This is a genomic window from Alpinimonas psychrophila, assembly GCF_014137865.1.
GTDB classification, from domain to species: domain Bacteria; phylum Actinomycetota; class Actinomycetes; order Actinomycetales; family Microbacteriaceae; genus Alpinimonas; species Alpinimonas psychrophila.
This window is the reverse complement of sequence record NZ_JACGWU010000001.1, coordinates 494,347-514,361: the sequence shown is the minus strand read 5'-3', so window position 1 is coordinate 514,361 and position 20,015 is coordinate 494,347. Positions and strand designations below refer to the sequence as shown.

The window sequence follows — 20,015 nt, the reverse complement described above, 5'->3', positions numbered from 1 at the left end:
GCTAGAGAAACACGATCACCGGCTAAGTGCCGAGCTTCTTGACAACGGCGCACAGTTACGACGATCGTTGACAAACAATCAAAGAAAAGGGGTGCACCGGTGTCTCAAATACAGTCGCCCGTCTTGGGTTCAGATCTTGTTTTGAATTCCTACGTGCCGATCGTGGCCCACATCCGTAGGTTGCTCGTCGTGGCTCTCGCCTCTGGGATCGCCTATGCGTTATTTCTGCGGGCCAGTAAGGGGTACTGCCCTGGCGGCTTCGACGCTGATGGCGGATTCATCGATGCCGCAGGTAAAGCCACAAGTGCTGCACCAATGTGCGTCACTCTCACGCTCGGACCGAGCCCCATCGTTTACGCAGCCATCGCCTTCATCGTTATCTTTGCGATCACCAAGGTACTGAAGAAGGCGCCAGACGTAGAAGCTGCTATGCAAATTCTGGGTCGCGCGACGGCAGTGGTCGGAATCCTCATCGCTGTATCGATCGTCATCGCGCAGGTGTGGTTTGCGCTGATCCCTGTCACCGAATGGAGTTCGTCAGGGCCGTATGCCTTCTATTACCCATTCCCATTCGGAAGCGTCGACTTGGCAATTGCTCCGATGACTGCTCCGTAACTCGCATCCTGGCAAGCGAAACGGAACACCGAGCACTGTTGCTTGCCAATATCGACGAAGCCGAACGTCCAACTTCGCCCCTGCGTGCCCACCGGTCGGACTTTCCGCGACGCAGTTCGAGCAGGAAATCGCCCATCTCGGGTTGCCTCACTTGGGAACCCTGTGCGCATCGTCAACTGCGGCTTTAGTCGTCAGGTGGGCTCAGAGAGTGAGGATGTCGCTGTGCAGGGCTTTCCACCCGGATGTATCGATTGTGGTTTCTCCGGTGAGGGACGCGGCCGGCCAGGAGACCCCAATGGTGAGTTCCTGAGGGAGGGCAACAGGAACCCACCAGGACGCGTGGATAAGTCGAGGTGTCCCGCCTCCACCGATTGAGACGAGGCTGCCATTGGCACTGGTTCGTCTTGTTCCATCTGTGTCGATCCATACTTCGATGAATTCCGCTGCTGGATCGAACTCGGCGCGATGGTATCCGGGGAGCGATGGTCCCACCTCGAGACCGAGCCGAGTCTACAACTCGGGTGACACGATAAGTTGGGTCAGGAGCGTCAATCCGGTGCTGTAGCCGCGTATGTTCTCGATCCAAAAGACGGTCCCGTCAACTGCCGGAACGACGGCCCCAGCCGATAAGAACGTCGGGACCTCTTGACGTGCGCGGGAAAAAATATTCGTCGTGGTCCCTGTCGTGTTGAACATGATCGAAGACGTCATTCTTGGAAAACCTTCCCTCGCGACCAGTTTGACTACTACACCGCAGTATCACCAATCTTCTAATCACAGTCCGTATGCGGAACGTCGACCGGGCACCTTCTCGGCTTGAATCCTGTCTTTTCACCAGAAAGAACGCTGCTGAAAATCCGGTTCAGAGTGTTTCTCCGGCCAGTCCAGGATTGAGGGCTGGATCACCAAAACGGGAGACTCTCATGTGTGGCGGCTGCGCACTCCGAGCGCCCATCGATTTGCCTCCTCAGCGGCGTGCCCACAATTGCCAGATGGCTATTCGGCAAGAGTACGGGCGCGGGGTCTGCACTGGTGTTTGCGAGAAGAAAGCACACCGCGGCGGGGACAAGAACGAAGACGCGGCAAAGCGCTCCGAACGAATCAGCTTCATCGTGCGTTGAGGGATGCGCTTTCCTCAGCCGAGCGTGACACCTGCAGAAGCTGTATTCGGCTCACAGCCCAAATAACCACCGCGAACACGACGGCAGCAACCGCAATAGCCAGAGCGAAAAGCGCGACGACACCGTAACCTTGTGCGGGGTTCAGGAACGGGTAGGGCACCCATCCGTCGGTTGCGCCGCGGATGAGAACGACGATTATCCAAACGACCGGGTAGATGAGCGCAACCCACAGTTTGTTCCACGGGAGGGGGCTGCGGTCGCTGAAGATCACCCAATCCAGGGCGGCATACAAGGGCAGGATCACGTGCAGCGCAGTGTTGGCCCAGGCGAGAGTCACGCCGCCTTCTTGTCCAGCCAACAAAATGCTGTAAACGACGCCGGTTATTGCTATGTACGTGGTGGCGCATCCACGCGCGAGTATCACACCCTCGGATTGGCTTTTTCCGGACAGGGAAACAGCAGCCGCGATAAGTAACACGACAACCAAAATGATGTTGCTTTGCATGGTGAAAAACCCGAAAAAGTTGAAAGGGTTGATCGTCGCCCGGGTGGCAGTGTCGAAGAATGTCGACACAATTGCAGCTAGACCCAGAAGTGCGACAGAGCTTCGCAGAGCAGGTACAAGATATTTCACGTCTGGCCTCTTATCACGGGGTCGCGTTACGAATTTCGCTGAACGCTTTAATATTAGTTGCCGTCCTGCGCTCTGTAACGGCCGAAAAGTGCCCTACCTTCTCGCCGGTAAAATTCTGCGCAGCGTGTCGGATCGATTAGCCGCTAAGCCCGTTCACAAATTCGACGCTTGCTGCGGAGATTTGAGCCCGAGCCTGTTCATGACTAATAGCAGGTTTACCGTCTCCGTCCTGCGGCCCGTAATCCCCGAAGAACGCGTGAACCCCGCCTTCCACCTCAAGGTAGCTGGCAGTGGCCGGAAGTGTCGGCTTCGACGCCTTAACTTTCGCGGGGGTGGAAAGGCCATCTTTCGACCCCGAGATCGACAACACCTTGACATTCACGTGACTGATATTCGTTGCTGGATAGGAGGCAAAAAATAGCAACCCGACGACTGGATCACGATCGGACATGGCATACGTTTCAGCGTCCGTGGCCGCCACCAGCCCACCAAGGGAGTGACCACCAGCCCACCAAGGGAGTGACCGCCGACCACCCACCGTGTGACCGGATGATGTTCGGCTCGGGCAGCCGCAAACGCTCCGGTCGACAGAAAAGCGATTCCAAACGGCTGCTTGGTGATAACCACCAGATGCCCCGCCTCGGCCAGGGGGCGAAGAATCGCGGAATAGGCGCGAGCGTCAAAACGAGCGCCGGGCTGAAAGAAAACCCCAACCGGGCTCTCGGGTCCGGTCGGCTTCAACACAATTTCGGTGGAGTTCTCCGTCACAGTAACGGTGCGGTCGGACGTCATTGCAGCCAGCGCAGGAGCTTCAGCTGTCGACGGTACCAGCCAGGCAATCACCGCGATCATCAGAACACTCGCGCCAATCAGCATCCCTTGCACCACTCTGCGCCCCCAGCTAGCAGATTTACGCGACGCAGGTAGCCGCCACGACCGCACGCCCACCGTCACGCTGATGACGAAAGCCGCGGCCAGCAAGATGAGATAGGCCGGATGTCCGTGAATCAACATTGGCCCGGTGGCGAAGGCGGCACCCGCGGCAACGATCACCCCTAAAATTGCCACAATTCGTACAGTCCAGCGGTACCCAATCTCGGACTTTGTCATCTGCATAATAATTGGTTGATACGGGTCGGATCTGACCACGCCGCGTGCAGCCAGGCATCAACACTGGCCGTGGCTGACTTCGATGCGGCGACTGCGGTCAACGATTTAGAGTCAGCGCTCAACGCTGCCGACGACATGAAAGCCGACCGCTATAGATCAGTCGAATGCCACCGGACGGTAGCGACTGCTGTCGATTTGATTGACTTCACTGTGGCCGAATCTATCGGCTGGGTATCCATATAAGGGACGATCAGCGGGACACGCGAATGGCCAAAGACCCCGGAAGACGGTCCGCATGGTTCCGCGGACGCCCGATTCCCGTAACACCCGCCCGAGAAAATGCCCGGTGAAGGGTGTCTAACCGGTACATTCACCAAACACGACCACCGCCTGGCCTGATCCCCGCGAGGTACAAAGGATACTGTCGCGGAATTCGAAGCGGCCGATCAGCGTTAGTGCTCCCCAGCTGCTTAATCCAACCGAGTGATTGCCGCCTGCACGGCTACTTCTCGCGACGGAGCGTAAGTAATGACGCCACAAGCAGTGAACCTATTGAGACGAACGACCTCGCGAAGCCAATGAGTATTCGAGCCCAACACGCACGGCCGGCCACTCGCTGGCGATGATTGAGAACACGACGGTGTCTCGAAGCGCGCCGGCAGGACCAACCGAGTGATTGCGAATGATTCCGTCCTGCTTCGCCCCGAGCGCTGCTATCGCTGTGCGTGATTGTCGATTATGCCAGTGAGTGCGAAACTCCACAGCGATGCATTCCAATTCGTCGAAAGCATAGGTTAGCTGGAGTAGCTTGGCCTCCCTATTCGCCCCTGTCCCTTGCGCACTTGTCGCGAGCCAGGTGTAGCCGATTTCTAATCGCGGTGAATCTGTCTGAGGGTTCATAAAGGTCGTCATTCCGACAATTCGGCCCGTCGACGCGAGGCGGGTGGCCCAGGGCAACATCTGGCCCTGATCATGAAGGCTTAGCCGACGTTCAACCTCGGCGGCCATCGCATCCGGATGCGGTATCGACGTGTACCACGCCCGCCACAGCTCCCCCTCCCCCGCTGCCTCCCGCAGGTCATCAACGTGATCATGCGAGAGCGGTTCAAGAGTCACAATCGAACCTGTGAGCATGGGCGATGCCAAGAGTTCCATGAGGTAACGCTACGCCGTCTTGGACACTGCCACGATCACCTCAGCAGCCCAGTTTCGTAAGCGAACGAGGCAATTTGCAGTCGTGAAATGAGATTCAGCTTGGTGAGAATGGTCGGAATCGGACAATATCGGTCGCTTACTTCCTCCGTTCGTTCAGGGGCTTCCGTCAGCACATAAGGTTCAATAGGAGCATGGCTGGAACCAGCGTGTACACGATTGGGCATTCGACTCATCCGATTGATGAGTTCGTCGGAATGTTGAAAGCAAATGGTATCGAACGCCTCATCGATGTGCGCACCGTTCCCGGGTCTCGGCACAACCCGCAATTCGGGGAACATGAACTCGTCAAAAGCATGCCGAAGGCAGGTATTGACTATCAGCGACTCCCAGAGCTCGGCGGGTTACGGCACACTCCGGCGGCAGCAGCGACGATCAACGGAGCGTGGCGTAACAGAAGCTTTCGCAACTACGCCGACTACATGCAAACCCCAGAGTTCGTTGCCGGCGTCGGTGAGTTGATTGTGTTGGCGAAGAAGCAGACGGTGGCGATCATGTGTGCCGAAGCCGTGCCATGGCGTTGTCACCGATCGCTGATCGGAGACGCGTTGCTTGCTCGCGGCCTGCAGGTTGCCGACATTATGAGCCTTACCTCGACCACGCCACACACCATGACCAGCTTCGCGAAGGTCGATGGTGACCGCGTCTGGTACCCAGCGGAAGATTAATCAACGTGGCTACAAATCCGGATCTGGGGCAAGATGGTGCGCCGATGGCGGGCGGGCAGGTTTATAGGCGGAGACGGATGACGCATCAGCTAACCAGTATCGCCAGGGGAATTCCGCCGCATTGCCGCCGGGCCCGCTGACGCCAACGCGTGGTCCGGTCCGATGAGGTAGTACCACACCGTCATCCGGAACGAAAAACTTCCACTGTCCGCCGAAAAGATCATCACCGTCGTTCGTCAGGGTTGCCCCGAAGCATTGGGCAACGCAACCGGGGCCCCGCGCCAAACTGCTATTGAGGAGAGGAACCTTCCGCGGTCTGCTTTCTCGCCGGCTGCGGGCGATGACGGTACCTCCCACCACGTCTCCTGCCCTGATAAGACAACCATATGGCTGGTCTGGTTGTCCGGCGACGAGGTTCAGCGCGTGGTGCATTCCGTAGGTGAAGTAACAGTAGAGGTGCCCGGCGGGACCGAACATTGTCTTATTTCGATTCGTCTTGCCCCGATACGTGTGCGCGCCGGGGTCGCGTTCACCCGCATACGCCTCGACCTCGGTAATTCGAATGGTCACAGTGCCATCGTCATCGGTGCGTTGAAGGATGCAGCCGAGAATTTCGGGCGCGACATCGAGCACCTCCCGGGCAAAGAACTCTCGGTTCGCTTGATGAAATCCATCCGGCACCATCATTTAATTAGCGTATCCACTCCCGGTGAGCCACGCCCGAACGAGACGTTGAGAGCGGTTCAAGAGTCACAAGCGAGCCTGTAAGCACGCGCAATGCCAAGAGCTCCATGGTTTTTAGCGCTAGGCAGACTCCTTGCGACCGCCGAGGGCTCCCCCGATGCCCTTGAGGGCTTCTGTGAGTTCGCTCGGGATGATCCAGAGCTTGTTGGCCGTACCTTCGGCCAGCTTGGGCAGTACCTGGAGATACTGGTAGGCCAGCAGGAGCTGGTCGGGTTCGCCGCGGTGAATGGCCTCGAACACCGTGGAGATGGCCTGAGCCTCACCATCGGCACGAAGAACGGCAGCCTTGGCATCACCCTCGGCCCGCAAAATGACTCCTTGACGAAAACCTTCGGCTTCGAGGATTGCAGCCTGCTTCGTTCCCTCTGCGGTCAAAATAACGGCTCGGCGCTCGCGCTCAGCACGCATCTGCTTTTCCATCGAATCTTGAATGGATGCGGGTGGGTCAATCGCCTTTAGCTCCACGCGGCCGACGCGAATTCCCCATTTGCCGGTTGCCTCATCCAGCACGATGCGCAGCTTGCCATTGATTTCATCTCGAGAGGTCAAAGCCTGCTCGAGATTCAGCCCACCCACGACGTTACGAAGGGTGGTGGTGGCCAATTGTTCAACGGCACCAAGATAGTTGGCGATCTCGTAGGTGGCGGCCCGGGCATCTGTTACTTGAAAGAACACCACAGTATCGATGGAGACAACGAGGTTATCCTCAGTAATCACCGGCTGAGGCGGGAAAGAGACGACCTGTTCCCGCATGTCGATCAACGGGCGAAGCCGGTCGATAAAGGGAATCAGTATCTTCAAGCCCGGCGTCAGGGTCGTCTGATATGCCCCAAGTCTCTCAACTATTCCAGCCGAAGCCTGGGGAATGATGCGGATGGAGCGCGCCAGAATCACCAACACGAAGATCACGACGACGATAACAATCACCGCTACGACGATCTGTCCGATAACGTCCACGTTCATTGGGTTGTCCTTTCTTCTGGGACGACGAGTGCCGTCGCTCCCTCAATTTCTACGACGACGACACGTTCGCCGAGGCCGAGTTCCTGTGCTTCGATCGTGGGGGAAAGCTTGGCTGTCCACGTTTCCCCGTTGACGAGCTTGACCTGACCACCATCAAGCGACATCGCGGCCACGACCGCGCCGCCCAGACCGATCAGAGCAGCAATGTTGCTTTGCACAGGATCAGCGTTCCGCCGAAGTCGTCGCAACAGTGGCGGGCGGAGGGTAAAGATGAGGAGGGTACTCACCACGGCGGCCAAAAGAACCTGCACAAACCACGGCGCGCCCACCAGAGAAGAAAGGAGACCTCCTACGCTTCCGATCCCGATCATCAGAAAGGTGAAGTCGAGCGTGAACATCTCAATGGTGAGAAACAGGAGAATGAGGCCAAGCCAGAATATCCAGCCATAGGCCACGAAAAATTCAACCATGCAACGCCTCTTCCCTTCGTAAAAAAACTTACGCACATTGACGCTAACAGGTCGCCCTGAACATGCACCCAGTTTCGGGATTGCGGCCAACATCTGAGCACCACGCCACCATTCTCTTGGTGTCAAGTGAAGGAACTAAACTCATGCGGTGACCTCCCCCAAACGACCCAGCAACCGAGCGTGGTACTGGGCCATTTTTACCTCCTTTGGCATTCAAGGAGTTTTCTTTGCGACCTGGGTGAGTCGCACGCCAGAGATTCAGCAGCTCCTGTCGCTCAATACGGGCCAAATGGGTCTCTTCGCCCTCATCCTTGCTATTGGTTCATTGGCCGGCCTTCTTTTGGGAAACACGGCCGTCCCGCTTTTTGGGGCCCGAAAGTCAATTGTTTTGAGCTTCATCGTGGCCGCCGCGGTCCTCCCCGTGCTCGGCTTTGCGGCGATCCAGCACAATCTTGTGCTCTCTATCGTGGCAGCCTTTTTGTATGGCGCCTCTATGGGCGCCGGTGGTATTGCCAGCAATATTGAGGGCGCAATGCTCGACAGTAGATCCACCCGGAGCCTCCTTCCCTCGCTTCACGGATCTTTCAGTTTTGGCACACTCATTGGTGCCGGCTTAGGGACCATTTCGATTGTCTTGGGGGTCGGTGTCGCGGTTCAATTCTCGGCCATGGCGGTCATTTCCATCGTGGCTTCCGTCGTTGCCGCGTCTTTTATCCCTAATGATTCCGGCCTTCGCCAACATGCCGATATGTCAACCATGGAAATTCGCACCATTCCCTCAAAAAAGGAACGCCTCGCGGTGTGGCGTGAGCCGCGCACCCTGCGCGTGGCTCTCATCGGTCTCAGTTTCACACTTGCCGAGGGAACGGCGGCCACCTGGCTCCCCATCTCGCTGGTCGATGCGGGCCTTACGCCCGCAGCGGCGGCCGCGTGTTTCACCGTCTTTGTCGCGTTCATGGCCGTTGGGCGGCTCGGTGGTGGCATCTTCGTCGACCGCTATGGCCGTTCGCGGGTGCTCCTCGTGATTGCCGTGATTGCCGCATCCGGAATCGTTATCGTCATGTTGACCAATGTCATCAACCTCCCCTACCTCGGTGCTGCCCTCTGGGGTTTGGGGTGTTCCCTCGGCTTCCCGCTCTGCATTGCCTCGATAACAGATGATCCCCGCCTCGCACCTCCCCGCGTCAGCATGGTCTACGTCAGCGGCAACTTCGGCAGCCTGGCAATCCCACCGATGCTCGGCGGAATCGGTCAGTACCTGGGGCTTTTCGTCGCCTTCGCGATTCCGGTGGCGTTGATTGCCGCAGGCATTTCCGTCAATAAGGCAACAAAGCCGCTTCCAACTCCTGCGGATGCAGAGCAGGGCACAGACGAACTCGTCCCGAACTAGACATGACAGTCGGGCTGGTAATGTCATGCCCATGTCAACGATGATTTTTGTCAATTTGCCGATAAAAAGCCTGAAACGATCGGTCGACTTCTACACGAAGTTGGGTTTCAGTTTTAACCCGCAATTTTCGGATGAACGCACCGCATGCATGATCGTCAGCGACACAATCTTTGTCATGCTTCTCGAAAATTCCCGTTTCGCCGAATTCACGACGAAGACGATAGTGAATGCCCATAATCAGGTCGAAACCCTCAATGCCCTCATGTACGACAGTCGTGACCGGGTCGATGAGCTGCTTGTGCTCGCCCTGGCCGCAGGCGCCCGAGAGCCGGTTCCCGCTCAAGACCACGGTGTCATGTACGCGCGGCAATTCGAGGACCCCGACGGTCACACGTGGGATATCGGTTGGATGGACCCCTCCACCCTCGACGCTCCCCCGGCCATATAGAACGCCGGCATGTCTCGCTATATTTTGGCCATCGACCATGGCACGACGAGCACGCGCGCCATCCTGTTTGATCATTCGGGTGCCAAGGTGTCTTCGGGGCAATTAGAGACAACGCAAATCCTTCCCCGCCCCGGCTGGGTCGAACAGGATCCCCGAGAAATTTGGCAGAACACCCAGAAAGTCATCGCGCTCGCCATCGACGGCTCGCAGGCAACGATCGGCGAAATTGCTGCGGTAGGCATCACAAATCAGCGCGAAACCACCATGCTGTGGGATCGAAAGACAGGCGAACCCGTCTACAACACGCTCGTGTGGCAAGACACTCGAACCCAGGACATCATTGATGCCGTTGCCGGCGCCGATGGCCCCTCACGGTTTCTCATCACAACGGGCCTCCCCCTTTCGACATACTTTTCCGCTTCCAAAATTGTGTGGCTCCTCGACAATGTCGAGGGCGTGCGCGCCCGCGCCGAGGCCGGGGAACTTTATTTTGGTACTCCCGACACGTGGCTGCTCTGGAACCTCACAGGGGGCCTTGACGGGGGCATTCACGTCACGGACGTCACGAACGCCTCCCGTACCCTCCTCATGAACCTGGAGACCCTTGCGTGGGATGACGACCTGCTCGTAGCGTTCAATATTCCACGCTCGCTCCTGCCCGAGATCCGCAGCTCTTCTGAGGTCTATGGAACCTGCGTTGGCACGCTTCAGGGCGTTCCCGTGGCGGGCATCCTCGGAGATCAGCAGGCGGCCACCTTTGGTCAGGTCGCCTTCGACGAGGGCCAGGCCAAGAACACCTATGGCACCGGAAATTTTCTGATTTTCAACACCGGCACCGACATCGTGCACTCCAAAAACGGTCTCATCACGACCGTCGCCTACAAAGTGGGCAAGGAGCCCGCGCGCTACGCCCTCGAAGGCTCGATTGCCGTCACCGGCTCACTCATTCAATGGTTGCGCGATAACCTCGGCATCATTTCCTCTGCTTCCGAAGCCGAGCAGCTGGCGCGCACCGTGGAAGATAACGGCGGAGCCTACTTTGTCCCGGCATTTTCGGGGCTCTTTGCCCCCTACTGGCGTCCGGATGCTCGGGGCGCCATCGTCGGCCTCACACGTTTTGTCACGCGAGCTCACATCGCTCGCGCCGCGCTGGAATCGACTGCATTTCAGACCCGCGACGTTCTCGATGCCATTAACGCCGACACTGGAATTCCCCTCACGGAACTTCGCGTGGATGGCGGAATGACCGCCAATGAGCTCCTCATGCAGGTGCAAGCTGACATTTTGGGAGTGCCGGTAGTACGGCCCCAGATCACCGAAACAACAGCCTTAGGGGCAGCCTTTGCCGCCGGCCTGGCCGTTAACTTCTGGCATAGCCGGAATCAGATTCGCAAGATTTGGCTCGAGGATCGGCGTTGGACTCCCGAAATTGATGATGACGAACGCGCGCGCAGAATGCGCATCTGGAAGAAGGCCGTGTCAAAAAGTTTCGACTGGGTCGATGCAGACTCGGTCGAGGGCTAGCCTCGAGAAATCTCGCGTGATTCGGCGCATTCGGCGCATTCGGCGCATTAGCTCGCTGTTGCAGCGATCCACTCGTCAAGCTTTTTTGACGCGGCACCGGAGTCGATCGCATCCGTGGCCACACTTAGCTGCTCACGAAACCTGTCGTTGATGGGTCGGAGAACTTGGGTCGAGTCCTTGGTTAAGGCGAAGGCAACGAGTCCAGCGGCAGCGTTCAGGAGAACAATGTCACGCACGGGGCCGGTCTCCCCCGCAACAAGTTTTCTCACGACCATCGCATTGTGTTCGGGGTCGCCCCCAATGAGATCTGCGAGATCCGAACGAACAATTCCAAAGTCGAGGGGGTCGATATCGTGTTCAATGACCTGGCCGCGCGAGACCTCCCAAATGTGGCTGTGACCGGTTGTCGTCAGTTCGTCGAGACCATCGTCACCTCTAAAGACCAAAGCCGTAGCATCGCGGGTTTGAAAAACGCCCACCATGAGGGCGACGCGGTCTAATTGCGCAACTCCGACCGCCGATGCCTCTGGCCGAGCCGGGTTACAGAGGGGTCCCAAAATGTTGAACACGGTCGGGATGCCGAGCTCACGGCGCACCTCTGCCGCGTGGCGGAAACCGGGGTGAAATTGCGCCGCGAATGCGAACGTGATTCCGACCTCTTTGAGGACCTCGGCAACCCGCTCGCCCGAGAGCGCCAGGTCTAGGCCCAAGGCCGAAAGGACGTCCGAAGAACCTGACGCGCTACTGGCAGCCCGGTTGCCATGTTTGATAACAGGGATGCCGGCAGCAGCACACACAATGGACGCCATGCTCGAAATATTGACCGTGTTATGGCGGTCTCCGCCCGTACCAACAATGTCTAACGCCAGCGCATTTACAGGGAGAGGGACCGCGTTGGCGAGCACCGCATCCCTAAAGCCGACAAGCTCATCAACCGTTTCACCCTTTGACTTCAACGCGACCAAAAAGCCGGCAAGTTGAGCATTCGTGGCCTGACCGGTGATGACCTGATTCATGGCCCACGTTGCCTCCGTGATGGTGAGGTTTTCTCCCGAAAGCAACTGGGTCAAGAGTGTCGGCCACGTCAGTGTCAAGGTCATGTCCTCAAGGTTACTTGGGACCCGCGTGGCGAGATTGCATCTCTGTGTCGACGGGCCACTTTTGCGCCATAATGGACGAGTGACCACCGCCTCTATTACACCCACATCCATGGCCCCAGTTGTGAGTCGACCCAACCCTGTTGCGGTCGGCACAATCGTGTGGCTTGGTAGCGAAGTTATGTTCTTCGCAGGCCTCTTCGCGATCTACTTCACGCTTCGGGCCGCGGCTCCGGAAATGTGGGCATCGGAGGCGAACAAGCTCGCTTTTCCGTTCGCACTCACCAACACCCTCATTCTCGTGTCGTCTTCCTTCACCGCACAATTTGGTGTGTTCGCAGCTGAGCGACTTCAGGCTCGCTCAACAGGCTGGCGACCATCTCAATGGGGCATGGTCGAGTGGTTCTTCCTTACCTATGCCCTCGGTGCTATCTTCGTGGCCGGTCAGGTTTACGAGTACGCCATGCTGGTGAGCGAGGGCGTTACGCTCAGCGGAAACGCTTATGGATCGGCCTTCTTCCTTACCACGGGCTTCCACGGCCTTCACGTGACGGGTGGCCTCATCGCCTTCCTTCTGGTCATTGGTCGCGGTTTTGCGGTCAAGAACTTCGGGCACCGCGAAGCCACTAGCGCAATCGTTGTCTCGTACTACTGGCACTTTGTTGACGTCGTGTGGATTGGCCTCTTCCTCGTCATTTACGTACTCAAATAGCAATCGGACGGATACTGACTCGCATGCGCAACAAGACTTCTCGCTCCGCTCGCCGATCAGGCCGCCGGGGCCCCCTCGCTTCAATCGTCCTTATTGCTCTCGGACTTGCCGCCACAGGCGGTGCTTACGTCGCATTTAGCAGCGTCTCGGCCACGGCGTCGATAGACCTTTCTAGCCCCGCCGTCATCGACGAGGGTTCGAAGCTATTTGCGGCTAACTGTGCGACCTGTCATGGAATGCAGGCGCAAGGAACCGCAAACGGTCCGAGCCTGATCGGTGTGGGTTCCGCCGCCGTCGACTTCCAGGTCGGCACCGGGCGCATGCCAATGCAGGCTCAAGGCCCTCAAGCTTTGAAGAAGCCCGTGCAGTTCACTGCGGAGCAAACTTCGGCCCTTGCCGCCTACGTATCCTCGTTAGCACCAGGCCCCTCGATTCCTACGCAGACCCAGCTGGAGAACGGAAACGTTTCCAACGGTGGCGAGCTCTTCCGCATCAACTGCGCCATGTGCCACAACGTTGCTGGTGCCGGTGGAGCACTCACCGAGGGTAAGTTTGCTCCGGTCCTTAAGGGTGTCGCTGCCGTGCACGTCTACGAGGCCATGTTGACCGGCCCCCAGAACATGCCGGTCTTCAACGACCTGAACTTGACCCCCGATGAGAAGAAAGACATCATCGCGTACTTGGCCTACAACGAAGCCAACCCATCCCCGGGCGGCCTGGAGCTTGGTTCCTTGGGTCCCGTATCGGAAGGCCTCTTCCTTTGGATTTTTGGTTTGGGCTCAATTGTCGCCCTGACCGTATGGATTACCGCAAAATCGAACTAGTCGACCTTTCGGTCTCGAATTAAAGCAACTGAAGGAGAACCATGGCTAAGAACGAGAGCGGCCCCGCCGACATCGTTCCCGCATCGGGTCACGAGAGAAGCACCGACGTTGTCTTAGGCACCGCCGTGGTCTCCCCCGACGCCTTCCCTGACCCAGGACTACCCCCTCACCGCCTACGCGTTGTGGACACAGATCCCAAGGCTGCGAAGAAGGCCGAGCGCGTTGTCTACGCTCTCTTTTACCTTTCCATCGTTGGCAGCGTTTTTGCTGTCTTTGCGTACATGTTCTTTGCACTAGACCCCAACGACCTGAACTCAGTGCGTCTGAACAACCTGTACATCGGTTTGGGAATTACGTTGTCCCTCCTGGCGATCGGCATCGCCGCCGTGCACTGGGGCAAAGCTGTCATGGCCGACCACGAGTCAGTCGATGAGCGTCACCCCACCCGCGGCTCCGAAGAAACTCGCGCCCGTGCCATTGAAATCTTCAAAGAAGCGGACGCGGAGTCTGGTTTCAGCCGCCGCTCGCTTATTCGCAACGGTCTCATTGCGTCGCTCGTAGCCTTCCCGCTTCCCGCGATTGCCCTCTTCCGCGGACTCGCCCCCATGGATGTTGATCCCAATAACGAGCTCAAGCACACTATGTGGGAGAAGGGCTTACGTCTCACGCGTGACCCTTCCGGCCTTCCCATCAAGGCGTCAGACCTCACGATTGGCTCGGCTTTCCAAGTCATTCCAGAGGGACTGGCAGACCTTCCCCCGCACGAGCGACTCGATGCCAAGGCTAAGGCCGCCGTCATTCTTGTTCGCATGAAGCCTGAAGAACTCAACTGGACCAGTGCCGAACGTGAGTCGTGGTCCTACCAAGGCATTGTGGCGTATTCAAAGATCTGCACCCACGTCGGTTGCCCCGTCGCGTTGTATGAGCAGCAAACGCATCACCTGTTGTGCCCGTGCCACCAATCGCAATTTGACCTTGAAAACGAGTGCAAGGTCATCTTTGGCCCCGCTGCTCGTCCCCTGCCTCAGCTCCCCATCACGGTGGACAGCGAAGGCTACCTCGTCGCCGCAAGAGGCTTCGATCAACCCGTTGGCCCTAGTTTCTGGGAGCGTCTCAATTGAGTACCGTCGCCACTAATCAACAGACCGGCTTCGTCGGCAAAGCATCAAACTACCTCGACGAGCGCACAAGCATCTCCGGTGCCGTCAAGGAATTCGGTCGCAAGATTTTTCCCGACCACTGGTCCTTCCTCCTCGGTGAAGTAGCCCTCTACAGTTTCGTGATCATTCTGCTCTCGGGCAGCTTCCTCACGTTCTTCTTCCAGGCATCCATGGATGTCGTGACCTACACGGGCTCATACGTTCCCCTCAAGGGCATCGAGATGTCGGCAGCGATGTCGTCAACACTCGATATCTCTTTTGACCTTCGCGGTGGACTCCTCATGCGCCAGATTCACCACTGGGCAGCGTTGCTGTTTGTGGCAGCTATTGGCCTGCACATGTTGCGTGTCTTCTTCACGGGAGCGTTCCGCAAGCCCCGTGAGCTGAACTGGTCGATTGGTTTCGTTCTCTTCGTTCTGGCGATGGCCGAAGGCTTCACCGGTTACTCCCTGCCGGACGACCTCCTCTCGGGTAACGGTCTTCGCATCATCGATGGAATGGTTAACGCCGTTCCCGTTGTCGGTACGTGGATTACCTTCCTCCTCTTTGGTGGGGAGTTCCCAGGGAGCGACATTGTCGGGCGATTGTATACGCTCCACATTTTGCTCTTGCCAGCGATTCTCCTGATCTTCATCGTGCTCCACTTGATGTTTGTCATTATTCACAAGCACACGCAGTACCCCGGCCCCGGCAAGACGGAAAACAACGTTGTTGGCTTCCCCATCCTGCCGGTCTATGCCGCAAAAGCTGGTGGATTCTTCTTCATCGTCTTCGGTGTGGTCGCCTTAATGGCCTCACTAGTCACCATCAACCCGATTTGGGTTTACGGGCCTTACGACCCCTCCCCCGTTTCAGCGGGAACCCAGCCGGACTGGTACATCGGGTTCGCGGATGGCGCCCTGCGCCTGATCCCTCCCCACTTGGAGACCGTCTGGCTCGGCTACGTGTGGTCATGGAACATTCTGATCCCGATTCTCATTTTGCTGGTGTTCTTGGCGGCTGTCTTCGCCTACCCCTTCATCGAGGCGTGGGTCACGGGAGATAAGCGTGAGCACCACCTTCTCGACCGTCCTCGCAATGCTCCCGCGCGCACCGCAATCGGTGCCGCTGGCGTGACGTTCTATGCGGTCCTCTGGGCTGCGGCGAGCTCAGACATCATTGCCACCCACTTCAAAGTGACGATGGAGGGCGTTATTAACACCCTTCAAATCCTTCTGATCCTCGGGCCCATCATCGCTTTCGCAGTAACGAAGCGCGTGTGTTTGGCCCTGCAGAAGAAGGACCGCACCATGGCCCTTCACGGCTTTGAGACGGGCCGCATCGTGCGCATGCCAGGCGGAGAGTACATCGAGGTGCACCAGCAGCTAGATGAGTATGACCGCTGGAAGTTGGTTTCCTTCAACGACAACGCTCCGCTCATGTTGCGCCCGAACCCCAAGGGAAAGATCACCGGCGGAATGCGGGCACGCGCTCGCCTGTCACGGTGGTTCTTCGAGGATCGTATTGCACCGGTCACCCCGACCGAGCACGCACTCGAGCTGGAACAAAGCCACCACTAGGTCATCCGCTAATTGCTCATCGGCACCCAACACTTTGGTGTTCACACGTAATGCCCTCGGTTTTTGAAACCGGGGGCGTTACCTTGTTGCAAGGGGCACCCCGCCGCTGACGACTTCCTTAGTCAGGTGCGGCCCTGCACGCCGTGTGCGCCGTGTCGACGGTGGGCACCCTCCGCCAATCATGTTTGCCACGGTGAATCCTCTCAGACATGCGCCGCAAGAAGGCGTGCAGTGCGACGAGACCGTCCACTTGGCTGGGAAGGGCTCTGGCGGCTGGTATTGGGTGCCGGGTGTTGGTGGGGCTCTTTCACAGCTTGGGTGGCGAGTTGCCGTGAAATCCGACCGGCGCCGAGCCTCCCCCGCCGAGGTACCACGAAAAACGGGCTACCTCGTCGCGAGGTCGTACAACGTGGGGTCTCGGCGCCTACGTCCCCTGGCGAGGCGGTATTTCGCGTTGGTCGGATGCATTCTACTGATCCGCATGGCCGCATGGCCGCAGCGTCTGTGAGCGACAACGCGACAACTCAACAACGCGACAACGCGACAACGCGACAACGTAAAAGATAAGGGCCGCTCCCCCGTTTGGGAAAGCGGCCCTTTTCAGAGAATATGTGCGCCTAGCGACCGAAGTTACCGCGGTAGTACTCGAAGCTCCAACCCGCGAGGGCAATGAGCACGACTGGGATGGCGAACAATGCGATCCAGACGCCAACAGCAAGGCCGAGGATGACAACAGCGCCACCGAGACCCAAGATGAAGGGCCACCAGCTCCACGGACTGAAGTACCCAATCTCTGGGTCACCATCATCAATGTCGGCATCGAGACGATCCTCAGGGAGGAGGATGCCTCCTTGAGAACGGTTCACCGCGTTGAGGTAAAAACCGATCAATCCGGACAGGCCTGCGGAAAGCAGGATGGTCAGGGTCGGTGCGGGGTCAAAAGGATGCCCGGCATTGTGATTCCACACGATGTACAGGACGCCCGCGACGAGAAAATACCCGGCGAGAACCCACATCAAAACAACATTTGCCCGCATGACCTTAAGCCTTCTCGCCGATAGCAGCGGTCGTCGAACCTTGGCCACTGGAGTAGCCGGCCGGTGCAAGTTCGGGATGGTTCAGGTCGAATGCCGGAGACTCGCTACGGATCCGGGGAATCGAGGTGAAGTTGTGGCGGGGTGGGGGGCAACTAGTTGCCCACTCGAGTGAACGAGCAAAGCCCCACGGGTCGTTGACCGTGACTTTGGGCGCATTACGAGCCGTGAGGTACACGTTCAAGAGGAACGGAATCATCGAGACACCGAGAATCATGGCGCCAATGGTCGAGAGCTGGTTCATCCACGTGAAGCCATCCTCCGGCAGATAGGTCGCGTAACGACGAGGCATCCCCATTACGCCCAACCAGTGCTGAATGAGGAACGTGGTGTGGAACCCAATGAAGAGGAGCCAGAAGTGCCAGTAGCCTAAACGCTCGTTGAGCATTCGACCAGTCCACTTAGGCCACCAGAAGTAGAAGCCCGAGAACATTGCAAAAACAACGGTTCCGAAAACGACATAGTGGAAGTGGGCAACCACGAAGTACGTGTCAGACACGTGGAAGTCGAGCGGAGGTGAGGCCAAAATGACACCCGTCAAACCACCAAACACGAACGTGAAAAGGAACCCCAGTGCGAACATCATGGGAGTCTCAAACGTCACGGATCCACGCCACATCGTGCCAATCCAGTTGAAGATCTTCACACCGGTAGGAACGGCAATCAACATGGTCAGGAGCGAGAAGAACGGTAAAAGGACCGAGCCCGTGACATACATGTGATGAGCCCACACCGTCATGGAGAGAGCACCAATGGCGATTGTGGCGTACACGAGCGTCTTGTAACCAAAGATTGGTTTGCGACTGAATACCGGTATAACTTCAGAAACAATTCCAAAGAACGGCAACGCAATAATGTACACCTCCGGATGACCGAAGAACCAGAACAGATGCTGCCACAGAATGGCACCGCCGGTTTCAGCATCGTAAACGTGAGCGCCGAAGATGCGGTCTGCCCCCAGCGCCAGCATCGCTGCCGCGAGAACGGGGAATACGAGAAGAATCAGAATCGACGTCACGAGCGTATTCCACGTGAAGATCGACATGCGCCACATGGTGAGGCCAGGTGCACGCATCGTGATGATGGTCGTGACGAAGTTGACGCCACCCATAATCGTTCCGAAACCACTGAGGCCAAGACCCATGACCCACATGTTTCCACCGATTCCCGGCGAGAATGTCTGGCTGGAGAGTGGGGCATAGGCAAACCACCCAAAGCTTGCGGCACCCTGAGGCGTGAAGAAACCGGCTACGGCAATGAGGCTTCCAAAGAAGAAGAGCCAGAAAGCCAAAGCGTTCAATCGAGGGAACGCGACATCCGGCGCACCAATTTGCAGCGGCATGAGCGCGTTCGCAAAACCAGCGAAGAGCGGCGTTGCAAACATGAGCAACATGATCGTGCCGTGCATGGTGAAGAGCTGGTTGTACTGTTCTTTGGTCTGTAGAACTTCGAGGCCGGGCGCAAACAGCTGAGCGCGAATGATGAGCGCCATGACGCCACCAATCAGGAAGTACACGAAGGACGAAATCAGGTACATGTACCCGATCGTCTTGTGGTCGGTGGATGTAATCCAGCTGACGACGATATTTCCTTTGCTCACGGGGCGTGTAACGCCCACCGTTTGCGGCTTGGAAGCAGTCGTTTGCACTGTGCTGGGTGTCAGAGTTGAGCTCATTCTGGTCGCCTCTACTTTGCGGTCTCGGAAGCAGGCGCTACAACGCCCGGAAGATTCTGGTTGCGGTTGTACTCGGAACCGAGCTGGCCCACAAAGCCGTCGGATGCAAGTTTCTTCGTATAGGCGAGGTATTCCGCTTCGGAAACGACCTTCACCTCGAAGAGCATCTGCGAGTGGTATTCACCGCAGAGTTCAGCACATTTTCCCGTGAACGTTCCCTCACGCTCGGGGATAAATGACATGTAGTTGGTCTTGCCCGGAATCAAGTCTTTCTTGTACAAGAAATCAATGACCCAGAAAGAATGGATGACGTCGCGAGCTTCGAGCTGGATTTCGACTGTCTTGCCCACGGGCAGGTACAACGTGGGAATCGAAGAACGATCGATGGAGCCCACTGGCGCGGTCGGATCGGTGGAGGGCTGAACCTGAATCCCCGAGGTGTAGACGTTTTGGTCTACGTAGTTGAAGTCCCAGGCCCACTGCTTGCCAAAGGCCTGAATCGTCACATCGGGGTTGTCATAACGCGCTTCGATGATGGCCTGGTCACGAGCGGTGAAGGCGAAGAAGCCAAGCACAAGGATGAGGGGCACAATCGTAAAGAAAATCTCGATCGGCATGTTGTAACGCAACTGAACGGGGAAGCCCGTCTGACCCTTGCGGCGACGGTAAACAATCATCGCCCAGATCATGAGGCCCCAGGTGATGACTCCCACAACGAGGAGAACAATCCAACTGGTGACCCACAGACCAACAACACGATCAACGTGGTTGGTTGCAGCACCACCATCACCAACAGGGAGATACCCCTGAAGCTGCTGCTGAGTACACCCAGCCAGAACAAACGCTAACGTTGCCGCGATTGGAATCGCAGCCCATCGGAGACGACGAGAAGTACGCACCGCTGACCTTTCACAAAGACTTGCCGGGAACCACAACACCTACGTGTGGTCACCGCTCAGCTTATCGCTTAGGGCGCTTTATGTTGTGCTCGCAAG

The 20,015-nt window shown here is 57.6% G+C and carries 22 protein-coding genes and 1 pseudogene; 10 read left to right on the top strand and 13 right to left on the bottom strand.

Annotated elements, in window-relative coordinates; all coding sequences use genetic code 11:
• Positions 1 to 99 precede the first annotated feature (99 nt).
• Positions 100 to 615, top strand: a complete 516-nt coding sequence (locus tag FB555_RS02325) for a hypothetical protein (RefSeq protein WP_182483813.1) — start codon at positions 100 to 102, stop codon at positions 613 to 615.
• Between the two features lie 201 nt (positions 616 to 816).
• On the opposite strand, the gene FB555_RS02320 is transcribed toward FB555_RS02325, so the two are convergent.
• The 6 genes from FB555_RS02320 to FB555_RS02295 all read right to left on the bottom strand — a co-directional run bounded on the left by FB555_RS02320 (position 817) and on the right by FB555_RS02295 (position 4,635).
• Positions 817 to 1,107, bottom strand: a complete 291-nt coding sequence (locus FB555_RS02320) for a hypothetical protein (RefSeq protein WP_182483812.1) — start codon at positions 1,105 to 1,107, stop codon at positions 817 to 819.
• 18 nt (positions 1,108 to 1,125) lie between these two features.
• Complete coding sequence (locus tag FB555_RS02315) at positions 1,126 to 1,326, bottom strand: hypothetical protein (protein ID WP_182483811.1); 201 nt, start codon at positions 1,324 to 1,326, stop codon at positions 1,126 to 1,128.
• 396 nt (positions 1,327 to 1,722) lie between these two features.
• The gene (locus FB555_RS02310; RefSeq protein ID WP_182483810.1) at positions 1,723 to 2,370 is read right to left on the bottom strand and encodes a Pr6Pr family membrane protein; all 648 of its coding nucleotides are present in this window, start codon (positions 2,368 to 2,370) and stop codon (positions 1,723 to 1,725) included.
• A 136-nt stretch (positions 2,371 to 2,506) separates the two neighbouring features.
• Positions 2,507 to 2,851 carry an alpha/beta hydrolase gene (locus FB555_RS11135; protein WP_425485577.1) on the bottom strand — a complete coding sequence of 115 codons (345 nt, stop codon included), beginning with the start codon at positions 2,849 to 2,851 and terminating at the stop codon, positions 2,507 to 2,509.
• Positions 2,749 to 3,486: an alpha/beta hydrolase gene (locus FB555_RS02300; protein ID WP_220475744.1), complete on the bottom strand. Its 738-nt coding sequence runs from the start codon at positions 3,484 to 3,486 to the stop codon at positions 2,749 to 2,751. Before FB555_RS02300 ends, FB555_RS11135 begins: the two co-directional genes overlap by 103 nt.
• Before the next feature lie 543 nt (positions 3,487 to 4,029).
• The gene (locus FB555_RS02295) at positions 4,030 to 4,635 is read right to left on the bottom strand and encodes a GNAT family N-acetyltransferase (protein ID WP_182483807.1); all 606 of its coding nucleotides are present in this window, start codon (positions 4,633 to 4,635) and stop codon (positions 4,030 to 4,032) included.
• Positions 4,636 to 4,826: 191 nt separating this feature from the next.
• Here FB555_RS02295 and FB555_RS02290 point away from each other — a divergent pair, with 191 nt between their 5' ends.
• Positions 4,827 to 5,360 (top strand): DUF488 domain-containing protein, encoded by a 534-nt coding sequence (locus tag FB555_RS02290; RefSeq protein WP_182483806.1) that lies wholly within the window; start codon positions 4,827 to 4,829, stop codon positions 5,358 to 5,360.
• 9 nt (positions 5,361 to 5,369) lie between these two features.
• Here FB555_RS02290 and FB555_RS02285 read toward each other — a convergent pair whose 3' ends face one another.
• Both FB555_RS02285 and FB555_RS02280 read right to left on the bottom strand, forming a co-directional pair.
• Positions 5,370 to 6,047 (bottom strand): DNA-3-methyladenine glycosylase, encoded by a 678-nt coding sequence (locus tag FB555_RS02285; RefSeq protein WP_182483805.1) that lies wholly within the window; start codon positions 6,045 to 6,047, stop codon positions 5,370 to 5,372.
• A gap of 117 nt (positions 6,048 to 6,164) precedes the next feature.
• Positions 6,165 to 6,998 (bottom strand): SPFH domain-containing protein, encoded by an 834-nt coding sequence (locus FB555_RS02280; RefSeq protein WP_425485591.1) that lies wholly within the window; start codon positions 6,996 to 6,998, stop codon positions 6,165 to 6,167.
• On the opposite strand from FB555_RS02280, the pseudogene FB555_RS11130 reads away from it, so the two are divergent.
• Positions 6,970 to 7,128 (top strand): annotated as a pseudogene (locus tag FB555_RS11130) (hypothetical protein); the annotation flags it as partial. The gene FB555_RS02280 and the pseudogene FB555_RS11130 sit on opposite strands and share 29 nt — an antisense overlap.
• Here FB555_RS11130 and FB555_RS02275 read toward each other — a convergent pair.
• Positions 7,064 to 7,537, bottom strand: a complete 474-nt coding sequence (locus FB555_RS02275; RefSeq protein WP_182483803.1) for an NfeD family protein — start codon at positions 7,535 to 7,537, stop codon at positions 7,064 to 7,066. The pseudogene FB555_RS11130 and the gene FB555_RS02275 sit on opposite strands and share 65 nt — an antisense overlap.
• Positions 7,538 to 7,685: 148 nt before the next feature.
• Here FB555_RS02275 and FB555_RS11070 point away from each other — a divergent pair, with 148 nt between their 5' ends.
• The 3 genes from FB555_RS11070 to glpK are packed head-to-tail and all read left to right on the top strand — an operon-like array spanning position 7,686 to position 10,899.
• On the top strand, positions 7,686 to 8,927 hold the full coding sequence (locus tag FB555_RS11070) for an MFS transporter (protein WP_182483802.1): 1,242 nt from the start codon (positions 7,686 to 7,688) through the stop codon (positions 8,925 to 8,927).
• 31 nt (positions 8,928 to 8,958) lie between these two features.
• A complete protein-coding gene (locus tag FB555_RS02265) occupies positions 8,959 to 9,375 on the top strand; it encodes a VOC family protein (protein ID WP_182483801.1) in 417 nt (138 codons plus the stop codon).
• A 9-nt stretch (positions 9,376 to 9,384) separates the two neighbouring features.
• Positions 9,385 to 10,899: a glycerol kinase GlpK gene (glpK, locus tag FB555_RS02260; protein WP_182483800.1), complete on the top strand. Its 1,515-nt coding sequence runs from the start codon at positions 9,385 to 9,387 to the stop codon at positions 10,897 to 10,899.
• A 47-nt stretch (positions 10,900 to 10,946) separates the two neighbouring features.
• Here glpK and trpD read toward each other — a convergent pair whose 3' ends face one another.
• Entirely contained in the window at positions 10,947 to 11,999 is a 1,053-nt protein-coding gene (trpD, locus tag FB555_RS02255) for an anthranilate phosphoribosyltransferase (RefSeq protein WP_182483799.1), read from the bottom strand.
• Positions 12,000 to 12,108: 109 nt separating this feature from the next.
• Between trpD and ctaE the strand changes: the two genes are divergently transcribed.
• From ctaE to qcrB, 4 genes are read left to right on the top strand one after another with little or no spacing between them, the layout of a single operon-like run.
• Positions 12,109 to 12,708 (top strand): aa3-type cytochrome oxidase subunit III, encoded by a 600-nt coding sequence (gene ctaE, locus FB555_RS02250; RefSeq protein WP_220475787.1) that lies wholly within the window; start codon positions 12,109 to 12,111, stop codon positions 12,706 to 12,708.
• 23 nt (positions 12,709 to 12,731) lie between these two features.
• The gene (gene qcrC / locus FB555_RS02245) at positions 12,732 to 13,532 is read left to right on the top strand and encodes a cytochrome bc1 complex diheme cytochrome c subunit (protein WP_182483797.1); all 801 of its coding nucleotides are present in this window, start codon (positions 12,732 to 12,734) and stop codon (positions 13,530 to 13,532) included.
• Between the two features lie 41 nt (positions 13,533 to 13,573).
• A complete protein-coding gene (gene qcrA, locus FB555_RS02240) occupies positions 13,574 to 14,653 on the top strand; it encodes a cytochrome bc1 complex Rieske iron-sulfur subunit (RefSeq protein ID WP_182483796.1) in 1,080 nt (359 codons plus the stop codon).
• Positions 14,650 to 16,251 (top strand): cytochrome bc1 complex cytochrome b subunit, encoded by a 1,602-nt coding sequence (qcrB, locus tag FB555_RS02235; protein WP_246323498.1) that lies wholly within the window; start codon positions 14,650 to 14,652, stop codon positions 16,249 to 16,251. Before qcrA ends, qcrB begins: the two co-directional genes overlap by 4 nt.
• A 617-nt stretch (positions 16,252 to 16,868) precedes the next feature.
• Here the strand turns inward: qcrB and FB555_RS02230 are convergent.
• From FB555_RS02230 to ctaC, 3 genes are read right to left on the bottom strand one after another with little or no spacing between them, the layout of a single operon-like run.
• The gene (locus FB555_RS02230; protein WP_182483795.1) at positions 16,869 to 17,288 is read right to left on the bottom strand and encodes a cytochrome c oxidase subunit 4; all 420 of its coding nucleotides are present in this window, start codon (positions 17,286 to 17,288) and stop codon (positions 16,869 to 16,871) included.
• Positions 17,289 to 17,292: 4 nt separating this feature from the next.
• The gene (gene ctaD, locus FB555_RS02225) at positions 17,293 to 19,020 is read right to left on the bottom strand and encodes an aa3-type cytochrome oxidase subunit I (RefSeq protein ID WP_182483794.1); all 1,728 of its coding nucleotides are present in this window, start codon (positions 19,018 to 19,020) and stop codon (positions 17,293 to 17,295) included.
• A gap of 11 nt (positions 19,021 to 19,031) precedes the next feature.
• The gene (ctaC, locus tag FB555_RS02220) at positions 19,032 to 19,919 is read right to left on the bottom strand and encodes an aa3-type cytochrome oxidase subunit II (RefSeq protein ID WP_182483793.1); all 888 of its coding nucleotides are present in this window, start codon (positions 19,917 to 19,919) and stop codon (positions 19,032 to 19,034) included.
• Positions 19,920 to 20,015: the final 96 nt, after the last annotated feature.

Excerpts from the sequence above, each read along its gene's own strand:
- FB555_RS02275 (WP_182483803.1), bottom strand. The coding sequence starts at position 7,537 with ATGGTTGAATTTTTCGTGGCCTATGGCTGGATATTCTGGCTTGGCCTC.
- FB555_RS02295 (WP_182483807.1), bottom strand. The coding sequence starts at position 4,635 with ATGGAACTCTTGGCATCGCCCATGCTCACAGGTTCGATTGTGACTCTT.
- trpD (WP_182483799.1), bottom strand. The coding sequence starts at position 11,999 with ATGACCTTGACACTGACGTGGCCGACACTCTTGACCCAGTTGCTTTCG.
- FB555_RS02285 (WP_182483805.1), bottom strand. The coding sequence starts at position 6,047 with ATGATGGTGCCGGATGGATTTCATCAAGCGAACCGAGAGTTCTTTGCC.
- ctaD (WP_182483794.1), bottom strand. The coding sequence starts at position 19,020 with ATGAGCTCAACTCTGACACCCAGCACAGTGCAAACGACTGCTTCCAAG.
- glpK (WP_182483800.1), top strand. The coding sequence starts at position 9,385 with ATGTCTCGCTATATTTTGGCCATCGACCATGGCACGACGAGCACGCGC.
- FB555_RS02230 (WP_182483795.1), bottom strand. The coding sequence starts at position 17,288 with ATGCGGGCAAATGTTGTTTTGATGTGGGTTCTCGCCGGGTATTTTCTC.
- FB555_RS02265 (WP_182483801.1), top strand. The coding sequence starts at position 8,959 with ATGTCAACGATGATTTTTGTCAATTTGCCGATAAAAAGCCTGAAACGA.
- FB555_RS02290 (WP_182483806.1), top strand. The coding sequence starts at position 4,827 with ATGGCTGGAACCAGCGTGTACACGATTGGGCATTCGACTCATCCGATT.
- qcrC (WP_182483797.1), top strand. The coding sequence starts at position 12,732 with ATGCGCAACAAGACTTCTCGCTCCGCTCGCCGATCAGGCCGCCGGGGC.
- qcrA (WP_182483796.1), top strand. The coding sequence starts at position 13,574 with ATGGCTAAGAACGAGAGCGGCCCCGCCGACATCGTTCCCGCATCGGGT.
- FB555_RS02300 (WP_220475744.1), bottom strand. The coding sequence starts at position 3,486 with ATGCAGATGACAAAGTCCGAGATTGGGTACCGCTGGACTGTACGAATT.
- ctaE (WP_220475787.1), top strand. The coding sequence starts at position 12,109 with ATGGCCCCAGTTGTGAGTCGACCCAACCCTGTTGCGGTCGGCACAATC.
- FB555_RS02315 (WP_182483811.1), bottom strand. The coding sequence starts at position 1,326 with ATGACGTCTTCGATCATGTTCAACACGACAGGGACCACGACGAATATT.